The organism is Kribbella caucasensis, from assembly GCF_004361855.1.
GTDB classification, from domain to species: Bacteria; Actinomycetota; Actinomycetes; order Propionibacteriales; family Kribbellaceae; genus Kribbella; species Kribbella caucasensis.
Genome location: NZ_SNWQ01000011.1, coordinates 183244 through 200106, shown reverse-complemented (window position 1 = coordinate 200106; position 16863 = coordinate 183244). Strand labels below are relative to the sequence as shown.

15 protein-coding genes are annotated in these 16863 nt (G+C 68.3%); 8 read left to right on the top strand and 7 right to left on the bottom strand.

Annotated elements, in window-relative coordinates; genetic code table 11:
* Position 1 precedes the first annotated feature (1 nt).
* Positions 2 to 3154, bottom strand: a complete 3153-nt coding sequence (locus EV643_RS23195; RefSeq protein ID WP_133802215.1) for a hypothetical protein — start codon at positions 3152 to 3154, stop codon at positions 2 to 4.
* Positions 3155 to 3308: 154 nt separating this feature from the next.
* Here EV643_RS23195 and EV643_RS23190 point away from each other — a divergent pair, with 154 nt between their 5' ends.
* Together EV643_RS23190 and EV643_RS23185 are read left to right on the top strand one after the other, a co-directional pair.
* Positions 3309 to 3719: an ArsR/SmtB family transcription factor gene (locus EV643_RS23190; protein WP_133802214.1), complete on the top strand. Its 411-nt coding sequence runs from the start codon at positions 3309 to 3311 to the stop codon at positions 3717 to 3719.
* Positions 3716 to 4702: a cation diffusion facilitator family transporter gene (locus tag EV643_RS23185; RefSeq protein ID WP_133802213.1), complete on the top strand. Its 987-nt coding sequence runs from the start codon at positions 3716 to 3718 to the stop codon at positions 4700 to 4702. The genes EV643_RS23190 and EV643_RS23185 overlap by 4 nt, the downstream gene beginning before the upstream one ends.
* On the opposite strand, the gene EV643_RS23180 is transcribed toward EV643_RS23185, so the two are convergent.
* Positions 4656 to 5168 carry a GNAT family N-acetyltransferase gene (locus tag EV643_RS23180; RefSeq protein ID WP_238165737.1) on the bottom strand — a complete coding sequence of 171 codons (513 nt, stop codon included), beginning with the start codon at positions 5166 to 5168 and terminating at the stop codon, positions 4656 to 4658. The genes EV643_RS23185 and EV643_RS23180 overlap by 47 nt on opposite strands.
* Before the next feature lie 110 nt (positions 5169 to 5278).
* Between EV643_RS23180 and EV643_RS23175 the strand changes: the two genes are divergently transcribed.
* Positions 5279 to 5563 (top strand): DUF1905 domain-containing protein, encoded by a 285-nt coding sequence (locus EV643_RS23175; RefSeq protein WP_133802212.1) that lies wholly within the window; start codon positions 5279 to 5281, stop codon positions 5561 to 5563.
* Between the two features lie 2 nt (positions 5564 to 5565).
* Here the strand turns inward: EV643_RS23175 and EV643_RS23170 are convergent, their stop codons facing one another.
* Positions 5566 to 6417 (bottom strand): SDR family NAD(P)-dependent oxidoreductase, encoded by an 852-nt coding sequence (locus tag EV643_RS23170; protein WP_133802211.1) that lies wholly within the window; start codon positions 6415 to 6417, stop codon positions 5566 to 5568.
* Positions 6418 to 6469: 52 nt separating this feature from the next.
* Between EV643_RS23170 and EV643_RS23165 the strand changes: the two genes are divergently transcribed.
* Positions 6470 to 7096, top strand: a complete 627-nt coding sequence (locus EV643_RS23165) for a TetR/AcrR family transcriptional regulator (RefSeq protein ID WP_133802210.1) — start codon at positions 6470 to 6472, stop codon at positions 7094 to 7096.
* On the opposite strand, the gene EV643_RS23160 is transcribed toward EV643_RS23165, so the two are convergent.
* The 4 genes from EV643_RS23160 to EV643_RS23145 form a co-directional block, all read right to left on the bottom strand.
* Complete coding sequence (locus EV643_RS23160; protein WP_238165736.1) at positions 7035 to 7997, bottom strand: sigma-70 family RNA polymerase sigma factor; 963 nt, start codon at positions 7995 to 7997, stop codon at positions 7035 to 7037. The genes EV643_RS23165 and EV643_RS23160 overlap by 62 nt on opposite strands.
* 89 nt (positions 7998 to 8086) lie before the next feature.
* Entirely contained in the window at positions 8087 to 9757 is a 1671-nt protein-coding gene (locus tag EV643_RS23155) for an ABC-F family ATP-binding cassette domain-containing protein (RefSeq protein WP_133802208.1), read from the bottom strand.
* A 134-nt stretch (positions 9758 to 9891) separates the two neighbouring features.
* Positions 9892 to 11319: a HAMP domain-containing sensor histidine kinase gene (locus EV643_RS23150; RefSeq protein WP_133802207.1), complete on the bottom strand. Its 1428-nt coding sequence runs from the start codon at positions 11317 to 11319 to the stop codon at positions 9892 to 9894.
* 1 nt (position 11320) lies between these two features.
* Positions 11321 to 12004 carry a response regulator gene (locus EV643_RS23145; RefSeq protein ID WP_133802206.1) on the bottom strand — a complete coding sequence of 228 codons (684 nt, stop codon included), beginning with the start codon at positions 12002 to 12004 and terminating at the stop codon, positions 11321 to 11323.
* 169 nt (positions 12005 to 12173) lie between these two features.
* Here EV643_RS23145 and EV643_RS23140 point away from each other — a divergent pair, with 169 nt between their 5' ends.
* From EV643_RS23140 to EV643_RS23125, 4 genes are read left to right on the top strand one after another with little or no spacing between them, the layout of a single operon-like run.
* Complete coding sequence (locus EV643_RS23140) at positions 12174 to 13970, top strand: ABC transporter substrate-binding protein (protein WP_133802205.1); 1797 nt, start codon at positions 12174 to 12176, stop codon at positions 13968 to 13970.
* Positions 13971 to 13973: 3 nt separating this feature from the next.
* A complete protein-coding gene (locus tag EV643_RS23135) occupies positions 13974 to 14948 on the top strand; it encodes an ABC transporter ATP-binding protein (protein WP_133802204.1) in 975 nt (324 codons plus the stop codon).
* Positions 14945 to 15949, top strand: coding sequence for an ABC transporter ATP-binding protein (locus EV643_RS23130; RefSeq protein WP_133802203.1), 1005 nt, complete (start codon positions 14945 to 14947; stop codon positions 15947 to 15949). The genes EV643_RS23135 and EV643_RS23130 overlap by 4 nt, the downstream gene beginning before the upstream one ends.
* Positions 15946 to 16860 (top strand): ABC transporter permease, encoded by a 915-nt coding sequence (locus EV643_RS23125; protein WP_133802202.1) that lies wholly within the window; start codon positions 15946 to 15948, stop codon positions 16858 to 16860. Before EV643_RS23130 ends, EV643_RS23125 begins: the two co-directional genes overlap by 4 nt.
* Positions 16861 to 16863: the final 3 nt, after the last annotated feature.

Genomic DNA, 16863 nt, shown 5'->3' with positions numbered 1-16863 from the left:
TTCACCGCCTGCCGTTCAGCTCTAACGTGCTTAGCAGGTTCTGCAAGGTCGCGAACCCACCCACGCAATCCGGCTCGCACCCCTTCGTCGCCTGCACCTGCAGGTCATCCGCCAGGTCCTTCTGGCTAGCCGCCGACAGCACCCACCCAAGCGGCGCGGACAATGACGGCTGAGCGCTCTGATGGATGACGAAGATGCGGTCCTGGATTCGAGGGTGATCGCGAAGCCGCCGGCAGCCGACGCTGTCCGTACAGAGGTTTTCGCCCGCCACCACCTTCGCCGCCTCCCCCAGCAACGGCAAGCTTTCAGCCTTGTTGTTCCTGGCGGTATAGAACTTCGTGACCGGCGGAACCAGACTCTCCGGCACCTGCATCCAGTCGAGGTCGTGGTCGGCCTCCGTCCCCGGAATGACCCGGTGGTCAGGCCCGACGACTTCGTCCTTCCTGGTGCTGAAGTCGGGCCCGGTCCCGTTCTCGATGTAGACGACGAGGGGCACCACGAAGTCACCGGTGCCGGCGGCAACCACTTGATCGTTGTGACGGCGTACCGGCTCCTGCCAGGACGGGCCAAGATCGACGATCGTGCTCAGACCCGTGTTGTCCGTGTAGCCGCCGTCGACCAGTTGAGCCGCCTCAAGACCACGACAATCCGAGACCACCCCCGACGGCGTGACATACGGAAACCGGCTCGCCAGTAGCCCCGCGGTAAGAGCCGGAACGTTGCCCAGACACTCGTCCGCGGCATCCTCAGCTGTCCGTCCGTAGGAGCCGAAGAGATCGTAATTATGCGCCCCAGCCGCGCCAACACCGCACACTGGCGACCCCTCGACCGCCGCGGCGCCCTCACTGAGATCCACCTGACTCACCAGCGCGTTACACCCGTCCCGAACAGCCGTCGACGTCAAAATGAGCTGCCCAGTCACCGCACCAGGCACCTCAACGCTCCCCGGCAGGAACGGCGTCCGAAGGTCGGCCAACTCGCGTTCCCACGAGGTCTCCATCAGCTCGGCCCGGTCGAGCGGTTGCCTCACCGGCTCGCGATGCGCGGCCTCGGCATTGAACCGCACCCCTGTAGCACTAGCCAGCAGATCGCCCGACAGCAACGAGATCGTGGCGGCTCCCAGCGCGTGGTGGCTGGTGATGGCTTCGACCGCGCCAAGTGGCTGATCGGTGAACCTGGCGACCGTCAGCCCCAGCGCACCTCCACTGGCCCCGGCCGAGAACAGCGCCGCCCGCCGACCACACCCGCCACCGGCCGCACTGATCCGCTGCAGCGCCGAAGCAGTCCAGTACGTCGCCCGGATGCCGCCGCCTTCCGCCGCCACCATCAACATTGGCCGGAGCCTCAACCCCGCTGAGCCCTCCACCGGAACGGCACAACCGTCGTCCTGGGCCACCCACGCTTCGAAGGCCTCCTGCATGGTCGGCCGATCCGGGACCGCACCACCCGCGTCGACCGGATGGATGTCCGTCTTCCCGCCGACCAGCCCGGTCACCAGCAGGGCCAGGACGAGCAGCCCGATGATCGGTGTCGCCCGCCGGCGCAACCGCTGCGGACCCCACTGGAACACCTCGGGCGGCTGCCGTTCCTGGGCGTAGACGACCACCACGCCGACCATCACCACCAACGTGGTGAGGGACAGCATCGTGGCCGCCAGGACGCCGAACACGTCGGCCACCGGTCGCGGCCAGATCGCGAGCGCGACGAATCCGGCGATCGAGGCACCGAGGAGGACGGCCCGGAGGACCTTCCGTGGTTCGGCGTTGACGTCCTCGTTCCCGGTGAGGTCCACACCGGGCGTCGCGAGGCGGCCGATCCATTTCCGGACGCGCTTGCTCTCGGGGAAGCCCGGCGCACCCCAGTCGGCGACCGCCCGCAGAACAGGGCGCGCCGCGAACCACGGCAGGACGGCAAGCAGTACGCCGACCAGCAACGCGATCCCCGGGACCACGACGTACGAGGCGTTCAGGAGCCCGACCGCCTCGAGCGAGGCGAGACCCGCGAACGCACGGACCATCCCCAGTCCGGCGAGTGACAACGCAGCGACCGTCAGGACATCGCCGACCGCCATCACCTCACCGGGGAAGGCGTCGTCGACCGGGCTCAGCGGCTTCGGCGCGGTGTTCGGCTTGCCCCGTCGCCACCTCGAGAGCACGATCACCGCGATCGGGATCGCGCTGAACACCACCAGTCGTGGCCAGAAGATCTTGCCGCCGTCCAGTACGTCGACCAGGCCGGCGACGACCAACAGGACCAGCGGACCGAGCACCCACAACCAGATCACCTGGCGCCGCGGCTGCTGGTGCTCGGCATCGTCGTAGAAGGGCCAGTGGCCAACGCCGCGGACCCGGCGCAGCGCCCAGTCGGCGCGGATCCGGCCGAGCACGAAGATCGCGGGCAGCAGCACGACGAAATAGGTGAGCCCGGCAACGATCGCGTGCAGGATGCCGGACGGCTCATCCAGCCAGCGACGCTGGACGTCCGGCAGTTGGTCGAACACACTGCTGCCCGGCACGATCGTCAGCGCCGCGATCGGGAGGAACGCGAGCAGGCCGAATCGCTGGATCCACAGCGCCCGCCCGATTCGCCGTACCAGAGTGGAGCGGACCGTGGCGATCGCACCGGCGATGACGAGCATCAGAACGCCCGCCCACTTCAGTGAGGTGAACACGGCGACAGCTGCGACCAACGGATCCGAGACGCAGTCGCCGCCCGCACACCGCTGGCCGCCGAGCACGAGCATGCCGACGGTCTCGAGCGCGTCGAACGCGGCGATGGCGATCACGAACGTCCGCACCCAGGAAAGCGTGCGGGTGAACAGGAACGCGGCCGCCACGTACCCGGCGATGAAGAGGGCGTCGAGTGGAAGGTAGAGGAAGAGAAGTTCCTCCCACTGGTCCAGCTGGTTGACGTCGAGGACGCCGTGCCAGTCGTCCTGCAGCCGGGCGCCGAACGGACCGCTCATCCCGTTGAACGACCAGGTCGACTCGTTGTCCGCGAGGAAGCCGCCGGACAACAGGCTGATCTCGTTCATCGCCAGCCAGAGCGCGACGAGCGCCGCCAGCAGCGCGCCGGGCATTCGCGTCGCTACCGGCTGGGGCGCCGGCGGCCACGGGGTGCCGGCCGGTTCTGGTGATGCGGTGTCGCTCGACATACGGAGAATCCCCCTGGTACCGGCCGGACAGTGCCCTGATCGCTTGATCGCCCCGTGGGGGCACAGTCTGTTACACCGAGTGACCGAACGCCAGACCCGGCGCCACGCCCGGTGTGCTGGTCAGGACACTGGGCGATGCTCTAAGGTCTGACGTATGAAGAGTTCTGCAGATGTTCAGTCGGCTACCTCGATCGACGCCTGTGCGGTCCGGCTGGTCGATCCGGAGCGGGTGGCGGCCGTCAATGCCAGGATGCCGTCGGAGCAGGACGTCGTCGACACCGCCGACGTGTTCGGCCTGCTCGGCGACCCGCGTCGGTTGAAACTGCTGGTCGCCCTGCTGGACGGCGAACTCTGCGTCTGCGACCTGGCCGCGGTCACCGGCATGAGCGAATCGGCGACCTCCCACGCACTCCGGCTACTGCGCGCCCACCGGGTGGTCTCGGTACGACGGGACGGCCGGATGGCGTTCTACCGGCTGGACGACGCCCACGTCCGGATGCTCGTCGACCTCGCCGTCGCCCACACCGAGCACACCGAGGCCATCCACCCGGAGCGTGACCGATGAGCGCGAACCACGACCACGGACACGGACATGGGCACGCGGTGAACGCCTCGGCTGATCGACGGCTGCTGAGCGGGGCGCTCGCGTTGATCGTCGGGTTCATGGCGGTCGAGGTGATCGTCGGGTTCGCGGCCGGATCGCTGGCGCTGATCACCGACGCGGCGCACATGCTCACCGACGCGATCGCAATCGTACTGGCCCTGATCGCGATCCGGCTGGCGGCGCGTCCACCGGCCGGCGGATTCACCTACGGCTTCAAGCGGGTGGAGATCCTGTCCGCCCAGGCCAACGGGATCACCCTGCTGCTCCTGGCCGCGTACTTCGTCTACGAGTCGGTCGACCGAATGATCGACCCGCCCGAGGTGAAGGGCGCGCTGGTCCTGATCACCGGTGTGGTCGGCATCTTCGTCAACCTCGCGGCCACCTGGCTGATCAGCAAGGCGAACCGCTCCAGCCTGAACGTCGAAGGCGCCTACCAGCACATCCTGAACGACCTCTTCGCGTTCATCGCAACCGCGATCGCCGGTCTCGTCGTACTGCTGACCGGGTTCGCCCGGGCCGACGCGATCGCCGCGCTGATCGTGGCCGCGCTGATGCTCAAGGCGGGGATCGGCCTGGTCCGCGACTCCGGCCGCATCTTCCTCGAAGCGGCTCCCGCCGGACTCGACCCGGCTGCCCTCGGCACGGAGCTGTGCGCAGTACAGGGTGTGGTCGAGGTCCATGATCTGCACGTCTGGGAGATCACCTCAGGCGAGCCGGCCGCGTCGGCGCACGTACTGGTCCGCGAGGGTTTGGACTGTCACCAGATCCGCGAGGAGATCGAGGTTCTGCTCGCCGAGCGGCATCACCTCACCCACTCGACGCTTCAGGTCGACCATGCTTCCGGCGACGTGGAGGAGGCGCACTGCAGCGACGCTCACGGTGCTGTCCATCGGGCCGTCACAGCCGCTGGATCAGCACCTGACCAGGCCATTCCGAATCCTTGACCGGTACGGCGAACGGCTCGGCGCGGGTGAATCCCTGCCCTTCGTAGTACCGGATCAGGGCCCCGTCGCCGCCGGCGAAACAGTCCACCCTGAGCAGCCCGACGCCGAGGTCCTTCGCCAGCACCCGGGAATGGTCGAGCAGCCTGGATCCGACCTGTTGCCCACGAACCGACGGATCGGTCACCAGCAGCCGGACGTACAGCTCCGGCTCGGTTGCCGGCGGCACATACGGCATCGCGTCGCCGACCGCGAGCGCGCCGACCACCCGGCCGCCCAGCTCGGCGATCCAGAGACCACCGGACTCGGCGAACGCGGTGATCTGCTCGACCCGGCGCGGGTTCGTCGAGTGCGGCTCGGTGCCCCACTGATCGGTCCGCCCCTGGGCCACCAGCCACTCGGTGGCGCGGTCGAGCATGCCGAGGACCGCCCCTACTTCCGCCTGGCCACCCGGCCGAATGAACGTCACTTCAACATCTTGCCAGGCTGGTCCGAAGAATATTCTGGGCGCGATGTCGAAAGCCGCTCCGTGGCTTCTACCTCCAGGGTGTAGGCACTCACTTGAGGAGAGGGATCGAGATGACCAAGCACGCCGAAAAGCTCGACAAGGAGTTCACTGCGCCGCTGCAGAAGAGTGACGCCAAGGGCGGCTGGACGTACGTCGTGATGCCGGGCTCGGCCGAGTTCTTCGGCACCCGCGGGCTGGTCAGGGTGCGCGGGACGATGGACGGCCACCCGTTCGTGACCTCGTTCATGGCGATCGGCGACGGTACCCACAAGCTCCCGGTGAAGGGAGACTTGCGGGACCGTCTCGGCAAGAACCCCGGCGACGAGATCACCGTCCACCTGCACGAACGCCTCTGACGTCAGGCGGGCCAGGTGAAGGCGGGGTCGCGGCGGTAGTCGTCGCGGCGGTCGGCGAGCGCCATCCGGACCATCTCGTGCGCGCCGGCGCCGATCACCTTGCGCAGCGGGGGTTCCGGCTCGTCCAGGAACGCCAGCAACGCCTCCGCCGCCACCCGTGGCGACTCTTCGGTAGCGGCCTCGGCCGACGCCTCGGCAATGAGCTCCGGGGTCGGGTAGGCCGGCATGCCGAGGATGGCCGCGCGGGTTTCGTCGTACGCCGGGTTCGCGGTGGTGAAGCGCATGCTCGAGCCGGCCCAGTCGGTGGCGAATCCGCCGAGCTGGAGCAGGTGGACCCCGATCCCGAGCGGTGCGACCTCGGCCGCGAGCGAGGCACTCAGCCCTTCGAGCGCCCACTTGGTCGCGTTGTAGGCGCCGAACAACGGCAGATACCCGACCGCGCCGACGCTGGAGACCTGCACGATCCGCCCGGACCCACGCGCCCGCAGATGCGGCAGCACCGCCTGCGTCACCCAGACCGCGCCGAACAGATTCACATCGAACTGGTCCCGGATCTCCTGCTCGGACAACTCCTCGATCGCCCCGACCAGCCCGTACCCGGCGTTGTTCACCACCACGTCCGGCGTACCGACCGTCGACACGACCTCGGCCACCACCGCCTCGACCTCGGACCGGACGGAGACGTCGAGCCGGCGCGTGACGAGCCGATCGCCGTACTCCTTGACCAGGTCGTCGAGTACGCCGTCCTGCCGGATCGTCGCCACCACGCGGTCGCCGTGCTCCAGCGCCACCTCGGCGAAGGCCCGGCCAAGTCCACGGCCCGCACCGGTCACGAACCACAGGCGTTCAGTCATCTCACGGTCTCCCTCTTGCGGAATCAACGAGACGAACCGTAACGTCTCGTCTGTGAATAGTCCAGACCAGCGCCGCCGCAGTGACCGGGCGCACACCGCGATCCTGACCGCGGCCGCCGAATCAGTCAGCGAGATCGGCTACGCGAAGACCACTATCGAAGGCATCGCGGCCCGCGCCGGGGTCGGCAAGCAGACGATCTACCGCTGGTGGTCGTCGAAGGGCGCAGTGGTGCTCGACGCTCTGCTGACCGAGCACACCGTTGACGAGTGGCCCGACACCGGCGAGCTCGAAACCGATCTGCGGTTGGTGCTGCGGGCAACGGCCGCCGAGTTCGCCGACGCCCCGATCTCGGCGACCTTCCGGGCGCTGCTGCTCGACATGCAGCACGATCCGGCGCTCCGCGAGAGTGTGATGACCCGGATGCTCGGGCCGCAGTTGGAGGCGACCAAACGAAGGCTGGTGTCCGCGCAGAAGGGCGGCCAAGTCGACGCCGACCTCGACCTGGACGTGGCTGTCGAGGTGCTCTTCGGGCCTATCTACCACCGCTGGATCCTGCAGACCCACCCGTTCGACCAGACCTACGCGGACGCCATCACCGACCTCGCCATCCGTGCTCTCAGACCAACCGGGAAGGCAGGCCGAAGGCGGCGAACAACCCCGGATCGCCGAACACCGTGATCCGCGCGATCCCGTCCGTGCTCACCGTGAGGACCGCGATACCGAAGGCCTCGTAGGAGCCCGAGGCGGTACGCCGGTACGCCGCTGCCGCGGGTTGCCCGTTGGCGCGGAGCGGGGTCATCCGCCAATCGCCCGGCGAGCCGAGCGCCGCGGACTCGAAGTACGGCAGGCAAGTGGTCAGGCCGGCGAACCAGGTCCGCGACGGCGTGAACTCGAGCACCGTGTCGGCCCGGAGTGCCCGTTCGAGCGCGGCCAGGTCGGAGTTCTCGAAGGCGGTGATGTACTGGTCGAGCAACGCCTTCGCCCGGGCGTCGGACGGCTCGACGATCTCGTCGCCGTCAGCATCGAGTTCGGCGAGTCTGGCGCGGGCCCTTTGCAGGCTGCTCTTCACGGCCGCGACGCTGATCCCGAGCATCCCGGCGACATCGGCGGCCGGGAAGGCGAGCACTTCGCGCAGGATGAGGACCGCCCGCTGGGACGGTGGCAGGTGTTGCAGGCTGACGATCAACGCCAGCCGCAACTGGTTGCGCTCGGCCACCACCTCGGCCGGATCCGCCAGCGAGTCGGGGATCGGCTGGACCCACCGGATCTCCGGCCCCGCGAGCACGACTTCGGCGTACGGGTCGTTGCCGGGCGCACCCAGTCCGGACGGCACGTACCGGCGATCCCGGTGCCCGAGCGCCGACAGGCAGGCGTTGGTCGCGATCCGGTACAGCCAGGTCCGCAACGACGCGCGCCCCTCGAACCCGCCGTACGAGCGCCAGGCGCGGACGTAGATCTCCTGCACGACGTCCTCGGCGTCGTCCACCGAGCCGAGCATCCGGTAGCAGTGCGCCAGCAACTCCCGCCGGTACACCTCGGCCCGCTCCGCGAACTCCTCCGCACCCACGACCACCGCCACAGTCTGCCTCCTCAGCATCGAACGTCGAGAAGGCAGACCGCGACGGCAGCCGAAAGGAATCGGTCCCCAGCAGGATCAGGCCAGCAAGATCAGGCCAGCGAGACCAGCTCCAGGTAGTCGTCGGTCCAGAGGTCCTCGGTCGCGTCGGGCAGGAGCAGGACGCGGTCGGGGCGCAGTGCCTCGATCGCACCTTCGTCGTGGGTGACCATGACGATCGCGCCCGGGTAGCCGCCGACCGCGCCGAGCACCTCGTCCCGGGAGGCCGGGTCGAGGTTGTTCGTCGGCTCGTCCAGCAGCAACACGTTCGCGCCCGAGTGGACCAGACCGGCCAGCGCCAGCCGGGTCTTCTCACCACCCGACAACACCCGGGCCGGCTTGTCCGCGTCGTCCCCGCTGAACAGGAACGACCCGAGCACCGACCGCACCTCGCCGTCGGTCAGCCGGGGCGCCACGGACGCCAGGTTCTGGCGGACCGTGACCGCCAAGTCCAGCGTGTCGTGCTCCTGGGCGAAGTACCCGAGCCGGAGCCCGTGCCCGTGGATCACGCGACCGCCGTCCGGCTGCTCGTGACCCGCGAGGATCCGAAGCAGGGTGGTCTTGCCCGCGCCGTTGAGCCCGAGGATCACGACCCGGCTGCCCCGGTCGACGGCCAGGTCGACACCCGTGAGCACGTCCAGCCCGCCGTACGACTTGGTCAGGCCGGCTGCGCTCAGCGGGGTCCGTCCGGACGGCGCCGGCTCGGGCAGACGGATGCGGGCCACCCGGGCGGCGCGGCGTACCGGCTCGAGGCCGTTGAGCAGGTTGTCCGCCCGGCGGGCCATGTTGCGTGCGGCAACGGCCGTGTTGGCGCCCGCCTGCATCTTGGCCGCCTGCGCGTGCAACACGGCTGCCTTGCGTTCCGCCGTACTGCGCTCCCGGGCGCGCCGCCGAGCGTCGACGTCCAGCTGTTCCAGGTACTTGGCCCAGCCCGTGTTGAAGATGTCGATCGTCACGCGCTGCGGGTCGAGCTGGAACACCCGGTTGACGGTGCCGGCGAGCAGTTCGCGATCGTGGCTGATCACCACCAGCCCACCGGAGTAGCCGAGCAGGAACGAGCGCAACCAGAGCACGGAATCCGCGTCCAGGTGGTTCGTCGGCTCGTCCAGCAGCAGGGTGTCGTGGTCCGCGAACAGGATCCGGGCCAGCTCGACGCGACGCCGCTGCCCGCCGGACAACTCCCCGACCGGCTGCTCCAGCGCACGCGCCGGCAGCCCGACACCAGCCGCCAACCGGGCAGCCTCCGCCTCGGCCGCGTACCCGCCGGCGGCCTGGAACTGTGCGTCGGCCCGCGCGTAGGCCGCCATCGCCCGCTCCAACGCCTCACCACCCAGCGCATCCCTGCCCGACGTCTTGCTGCCCGGCGCCCCGCCGCCCGGCGCCGCGCTGTCTGGCTGGGAGCTCGCGCGCTCCATCGCCGCCTCGGCCTTCCGCAGTTGCGCGATTGCGACGTCCAGTCCGCGCGCCGACAGAATCCTCGCCGTCACCGTGATCGAGGGATCGGCCGCCCGAGGGTCCTGGGGCAGGTAGCCCACCGACCCGGTGGTCAGGATCGTCCCGGCCGCCGGACGTTCTTCGGCGGCCAGGGTTTTCATCAACGTGGTCTTGCCGGCGCCGTTCCGGCCGACCAGCCCGATCCGGTCCCCCGGGCTGATGTGGAACGCCAGGTCCGACAGCAACAGCTGCGCGCCGACGCGAATCTCTACACCGCGAGCGGTGATCATGATGGTTACTCTCCGTGATAGCTGATGGACACACTTCTGCTGCGGAAGCGGGTCGTGCAGCTAGACACAGAGGCAAGTAGCCATGCACCCAGGGTAAAGGCAGCCGTCGGTGATCGTCAGCCGAATTTCGGAGGCTAGCCTCTGAGACGCATGGTTACCCCTTCAGAATCCGATGGGGCAACCATGCACCCGGGAGGTTGGCCTCTGAGATTTGCCGGGAGGTCGACGGTGAAGCGGGCGCCGCCGTCGGGGTTGTCGGTGACGACAATCGTGCCGTGGTGCCACTGGACGTGACGGGCCACGATCGCGAGCCCCAGGCCGGTACCGCGGGTCGGGGCGGCGTCCGAGCCGCGTCCGAACCGCTCGAAGATCCGGGCGCGATCGGCGAGCGGCACACCAGGTCCGGCGTCGTCGACGTGGATGGTGACACCCAATCCGCCGGCCTCGACGAAGACGCCCTTGCACCCGCCGGCATGGTCTTCGGCATTCTCGACCAGGTTGGCGATCACCCGTTCGAGCCGGCGTTTGTCCGCCTGCAAAACCAGGCCCGCGGCGTCCGCTGCGACCGTGGTGACGGATCGACCGGCCGTGGCATCGGCGGCTGCCTGGACGAGTTCCGCGATCATGACGAGCTCGCGGCTCCCCCGGTCGCCGCCGTCATCGCGGGAGATCTCCAGCAGATCGACGACCAGCCGCCGGAACCGCTCCAGGTCGTCACCAAGCAACTCGACCGGCTCGCGGACGACCTCGGGTAGCTCGCCGCGATGGTTCTGGATCAGCTGCATCGAGTTGAGCATCGTCATCAGCGGCGTCCGCAGTTCGTGGCTGACGTCGCCAGCGAAACGCGCGTCGGCCGCGACCCGCTGCTCCAGGGCGGCCGCGGTCTGGTTGAACGAAGTCGCCAGCCCACCGAGATCCCGGTCGTCCTCCGCCTGCAGCCGCGCATCCAGCCGACCGCGCGCCACCGCCGACGCCGCGTACGTCAGCTCGGCCAGCGGCCGCAACGCGAGCGTGCTGGCCAGCCGCCCGACCGCCAGCCCGAGCAACAGCGTCACCAGTACGGCGAACAGCAGCGTGATCCGCAGTGTTCGAAGGGTTCCGTCAAGCCCGTCAAGCGGATGCCATTCGAAATAGGCGTCGCCCGGACGGCTCAGTGGTACCCCGACCGCGAGCACATGTTGCCCGGCGACCTGGAGTTGCTGGTCGGACTCACCACCCGCACGAGCGTTCGCAACGAGTTGGGGCGGAAGATCGGCCGGGCTCCCGACCGCGGCGTACCACTGGTTCTCGAAGTAGACCAGCGAGGCCGCCCGATCGGTGGACGGCAGGGAGTCGAGCAACTTCCCCACCGCCGGGTGGACCCTGGACAGGCCGTAATGCAAGGCGGCCGCGTTGTCGGTCGTCTCCACGATCGCCGAGTCGGTGCGCTGCTGGATCAGGTAGTGCGAGACCACACCCCAGGTGACGAGCGCGAGCACCACCGACAGACCGAGGGCGAGCAGTCCGTAGGCCAGCATCACCCGGTCCCGCAGCCCGAAACCACGCAGGCCGAACCGCCGCATGTCACCCTGCCAGGCGATAGCCCAGACCGCGGGCGGTGACCACGTGCTGCGGGTTCGCCGGATCGCGTTCGACCTTGACCCGGAGTCGGCGGATGTGGACGTCGACGATCCGGCTGTCGCCGAAGTACCCGTAGCCCCAGACCTTGTTCAGCAGGTGTTCCCGGCTGCAGATGCGGCCCTCGACACCGGCCAGCTCGGCCAGCAGCTTGAACTCCGTCCTGGTCAGCGGCAGCGGTACGCCGTCCCGCCTCACCTCGATGGCAGACAGGTCGATCTGCAGGTCGCCGAGGACGAACCGCTGAGACTGCGGCGTCGTGGCCGGCTCGACCCGGCGGAGCAACGCGCGGATCCGGGCCGACAACTCCTTGGCCACCAGCGGTTTCGTCACGTAGTCGTCCGCGCCTGCCTCCAGACCGGCGACCACATCGTGGCTGTCGGTCCTGGCCGTCACCATGATCACCGGGACGGCACTGGCCCGGCGGATCTCACGGCAGACGGTGAAGCCGTCCCGGTCCGGCAGCATCAGATCCAGCAGGACGACGTCCGGGGGTTCGCGGCGGAACGCGGCGAGCGCGTCCACCCCGTTGGCGGCTTCGAGGACCTGATAGCCCTCGTCCTCCAACGCGAGACGCAGTACCCGCCTGATCCGCGGTTCGTCATCCACCAAGAGCAGATTGTGTGCCACTTTTCCAGTCTTGCTCGGCGGATCGGCCGGCATAGGTGACTTCTGTCATGACTTTTTCATCGGCCCGCAGGTAGTGGATGACGCCTTCTTGACGTTCACGTTGACCCGGCCGGTTCGTGCTCCAGGCCGGCCTACGGTCCGAATCATCGAGTGTTCCGAGGAGGATCCCATGGTCAAACGAAGGCGTTTCGCGATCGTGACGGCAGCCGTCGCGAGTCTCACGCTGGTGGCTGCCTGTAACAACAACAGTGGCTCCGGTACGGCGTCTGGCGGATCCGGTACGACGGGCACCGCGGTGACCGGCGGAACCCTGAACCTGCTCGGGTCCGGTGACGTCGACTACATGGATCCGAACATCAGCTACTACTCGAGCGGGTACCTGAACCTGCGGATGTGGAGCCGGCAGCTGTTCACCTATCCGGCCGAGCAGGGCCAGACCACCAACCCGGTTGCTGATCTGGCCACCGAGCTCCCGACCGCCGCGAACGGCGGGATCTCCGCCGACGGCAAGACGTACAAGATCAAGATCCGCACCGGCGCGAAGTGGAACACCAGCCCGGCCCGCCAGGTCACCGCGGCCGACCTGGTCCGCGGCGTGAAGCGGACCGCGAACCCGGTCCAGCCGTTCGGCGGCATCCCCGACTTCGCGAGTCTGATCGTCGGATACCAGGCGTTCCAGAACGGTTTCGCCAAGGTGGCCAAGACCCCGCAGGCGATCGCGGACTACATCGAGAAGACGCCACTGCCCGGGGTGGAGGCGAAAGACCAGACCACCGTGGTGTTCCACCTGACGCACCCCGCGACGTACTTCGTCGACATGCTCACGTTGCCGGCCTTCTCCCCCGCGCCGGTCGAGGTGCTGAAGTACCTGCCGGCCAGCACCGAACTCGGCAACCACGAGATCTCCGACGGCCCGTACCAGGTGGACTCCTGGGTACCGACCAAGTCGATCAACTACTCCCGCAACCCCGCGTGGGATCCCGCGACCGATCCGATCCGCAAGGCGTACGTGGACAAGATCGTGGTGAACGAGACGGTCAGCCAGGAGTCGATCCAGCAACAACTGCAGACCGGTACGGCGAGCGCGGACCTGGAGTTCGACATGAGCCCGGCGCCGTCCCAACTGCCGGCCCTGATCGCGAAGAAGGACCCGAACCTCAACCTCGGCGACACCTCTTCCTCGAACCCGTACGTCGTCTACAACACCGTGTCGCCGAACAACACCAAGGCGCTCACCGACGTCCGGGTCCGGCAGGCGATCAGCTACGCGATCAACCGGGACCACATCATCCAGGTACTGGGCGGCCCGACGGTCAACCCGCCGCTCAGCCACGTCCTGCCCGACGCCATCACCGGTTCGAAGCAGAACGACCCGTATCCGTACAACCCGGACAAGGCCAAGCAGTTGCTCGCGGCCGCCGGTCACCCGCACCTGACCTTGAAGTTGCTCTACCGGAACTCGTCCGAGGGCGGCAGCAAGGCGTTCCAGACGATCCAGCAGGATCTGGCCAAGGTGGGCATCACCGTCGTCGGCGTACCATCCCCGAACGCGGACTTCTACGTGAAGTACCTGCAGGTGCCGACTGTCGCCCAGCGCGGGGTCTGGGACCTCTCGCTGGCCGGCTGGGCCCCCGACTGGTACGGCAACGCGGCCCTGTCGTTCTTCAACCCGCTGTACTTCGGCCAGCCGTCCTTCCCGCCGATCGGCAGCAACTTCGGGCTCTACAACAACCCGGCGGCGACCGCGCTGATCAAGCAGGCGACGGACGCGCCGACCACTGACGCGGCGGCAGCGCTCTGGGCCCAGGCGGACGCCAAGGTGATGGCCGACGCGCCGTTCTTCCCGATCACCAGCCCGAAGAACGCGAACTACCACGCGGCCCAGGTGAACAACGCCGTCTACATCCCGGCGATACAGAACTTCGACCCGACGAACGTCTGGCTGGCCTCGGGCAAGCAGGGCTGACCGATGAACTTGCTGGACGTGCGGGATCTCCGGGTCTCGTTCGGCACCCCGGACGGCGTGGTTCGCGCCGTCCGCGGGTTGTCGTTCTCGGTCGATCGGGGCCGGACGCTGGCCGTGGTCGGTGAGTCGGGCTCGGGCAAGAGCGTTGCGACGCAGACGATCACGGGTCTCACCCGGGGTGCGGAGGTGTCCGGCTCGGCGAGGTTCGACGGTACAGAACTGCTCGGCGCGGATCCGGCCACCCTGCGACGGTTGCGGGGGGCAAGGATCGGGATGATCTTCCAGGATCCACTGTCCAGCCTGCATCCGCAGTACCGGATCGGTTGGCAGATCGTGGAGATGATCCGGGCGCATCAGCCGCAGACGTCGCGACAGGCGGCGCGGCGGCGGGCGGCCGATCTGCTCACGCTGGTGGGGATTCCCCGCGCGGCCGAGCGGATCGACGACTACCCGCACCAGTTCTCCGGCGGGATGCGGCAGCGGGTGATGATCGCGATGGCGATGGCGCTCGATCCGGACCTGCTGATCGCCGACGAGCCGACCACGGCGCTGGACGTGACCGTGCAGGCGCAGGTGCTGTCCGTGATGCGGAAGCTGCAGCAGGAGTTCGGTACCGCGATCATCCTGATCACACACGATCTCGGGGTGGTCGCGGAACTGGCCGACGAGGTGATCGTGATGTACGCCGGCTCGGTGATGGAACGTGCACCGCGGCGTGACCTCTTCTACCGCAACCATCATCCTTATACCCAAGGGCTGCTGGCCTCGTTGCCGTCGCAGACCGGGCGTCGGCTGACCCCGATCCCGGGCAGCCCGCCGAGCCTGATCAACCCTCCGCGCGGTTGCCCGTTCGCTGCCCGATGCCCACACGTCTTCGACCGTTGCCGGGCCGTGGCACCGCCATTGGTGGAGGTCTATGGCGATACGCGGCACCAATCCGCCTGCTGGCTGGGCGACGGAGAGGCGGTGGCCGCATGACGCCGTTGCTTCGGATCGAGGACGTGCACAAGGAGTTCCCGACCCAGCGCCGCGAGGTCGTGCACGCGGTCGACGGCGTCTCGCTGGAGGTACGCCGGGGCGAGACGCTCGGGCTGGTCGGCGAGACCGGTTGCGGCAAGTCGACCCTGGCCCGCTGCATCGCCCGCCTGTACGACGTGACGTCGGGCTCGGTGTGGTTCGACGGGCACGACATCACCTCGTCTTCCCGCCGGGAGCTGCGCGCGCTTCGCCGATCGGTCCAGGTGATCTTCCAGGACCCGTACGGCTCGCTCAACCCGCGACGCCGGGTCGGCTCGATCATCGGGGATCCGTTCGCCATCCACGGGATCGCGGCCGGGCCGGAACGGAAGAAGAAAGTCCAGGAGTTGATGGAACTGGTCGGGCTGAATCCCGAGCACTACAACCGGTTCCCGGCCGAGTTCTCCGGTGGCCAGCGGCAACGGATCGGGGTGGCCCGGGCCCTTGCGCTGCGGCCGAAGCTGGTGATCTGCGACGAACCGGTGTCCGCGCTGGACGTGTCGATCCAGGCGCAGATCATCAACCTGCTGGCCGATCTGCAGCACGAGTTCGACCTGACGTACGTGTTCATCTCGCACGATCTGTCCGTCGTACGGCATGTCAGCGACCGGATCGCGGTCATGTACCTGGGGAAGATCGTGGAGGTCGCGCCGACGGAGGAGTTGTTCGGGCAGACGCGGCATCCGTACACGCGGGCGCTGCTGTCGGCGCTGCCGGTGGCCGACCCGGATACGGCCGACAGCCGGGAGCAGATCATCCTGGCCGGTGACATCCCATCGGCTGTTGGCCCACCCACCGGTTGCAGGTTTCACACCCGCTGTCCGAAGGCAGGCGCTGTGTGCGGCAGCTCCGAGCCGCCATTGGAACCGGTCCTCGACGATGGGCCTGAGCACCGGACCGCCTGCTTCTTCCCGTTGACGATCGGCGAGAACCTGTCGGCCGCAGTACTGAAGGCATCATGACCGCGATCATGGAGGTGGTGGAGGCGCCTCAGATCCAGGGGCGGAGCCCGTTCACGCTCGCGATGCGGCGGCTGCGGCGGGACAAGGTGGCGATGGTGTCGCTCGCGGTGATCGCGCTGATCGTGCTGATGGCGGTGTTCGCGCCGGTCTTCGCGCATCTCACCGGGCACCCGCCGAACGAGCAGTATCGAGACACCGGGCTGACCCCGGACGGCTTGCCACGTGGACCTGACGGGACGTTCTGGCTCGGCACGGACGATCTGGGCCGGGACGTGCTGGTCCGGATCGCGTACGGCGCGCGGGTGTCGCTGCTGGTCGGAGTAGCGGCGACGGCGATCACGGTTGCCGTCGGCATCGTTCTTGGGCTGGCGGCGGGTTTCCTCGGCGGCATCGTCGACACGGTGCTGGCGCGGTTGATCGATGTGGTGCTGTCGGTGCCGTTCCTGCTGGTCGCGATCGCGCTGGTGTCGGTGACCGGGCCGAGTCTGACGATCACGGTGCTGGTGATCGGGTTCTTCAGCTGGGCGTCGGTCGCGCGGATCGTCCGCGGGCAGGTGTTGTCCTTGCGGGAACGGGAGTTCGTCGAGGCGGCGCGATCACTGGGCGCCGGCGATACGCGGATCATGTTCGTCGACATCCTGCCGAACGTGCTGGCGCCGGTGATCGTGTACACCACCCTGCTGGTCCCGGTGGTGATCGTGACCCAGGCGACGTTGTCCTTCCTCGGTCTCGGGTTGCCGCCGCCGACGGCCGACTGGGGCGGCATGATCAACGAGGCGCAGGCCTACTACACGACCGCCTGGTGGTTCATCCTCTTCCCCGGTCTGGCGTTGCTGATCACGACGCTCGCGTTCAACCTGTTCGGCGACGGCGTACGGGATGCCTTTGATCCGCGCGCGGATCGGTCGTGAGGA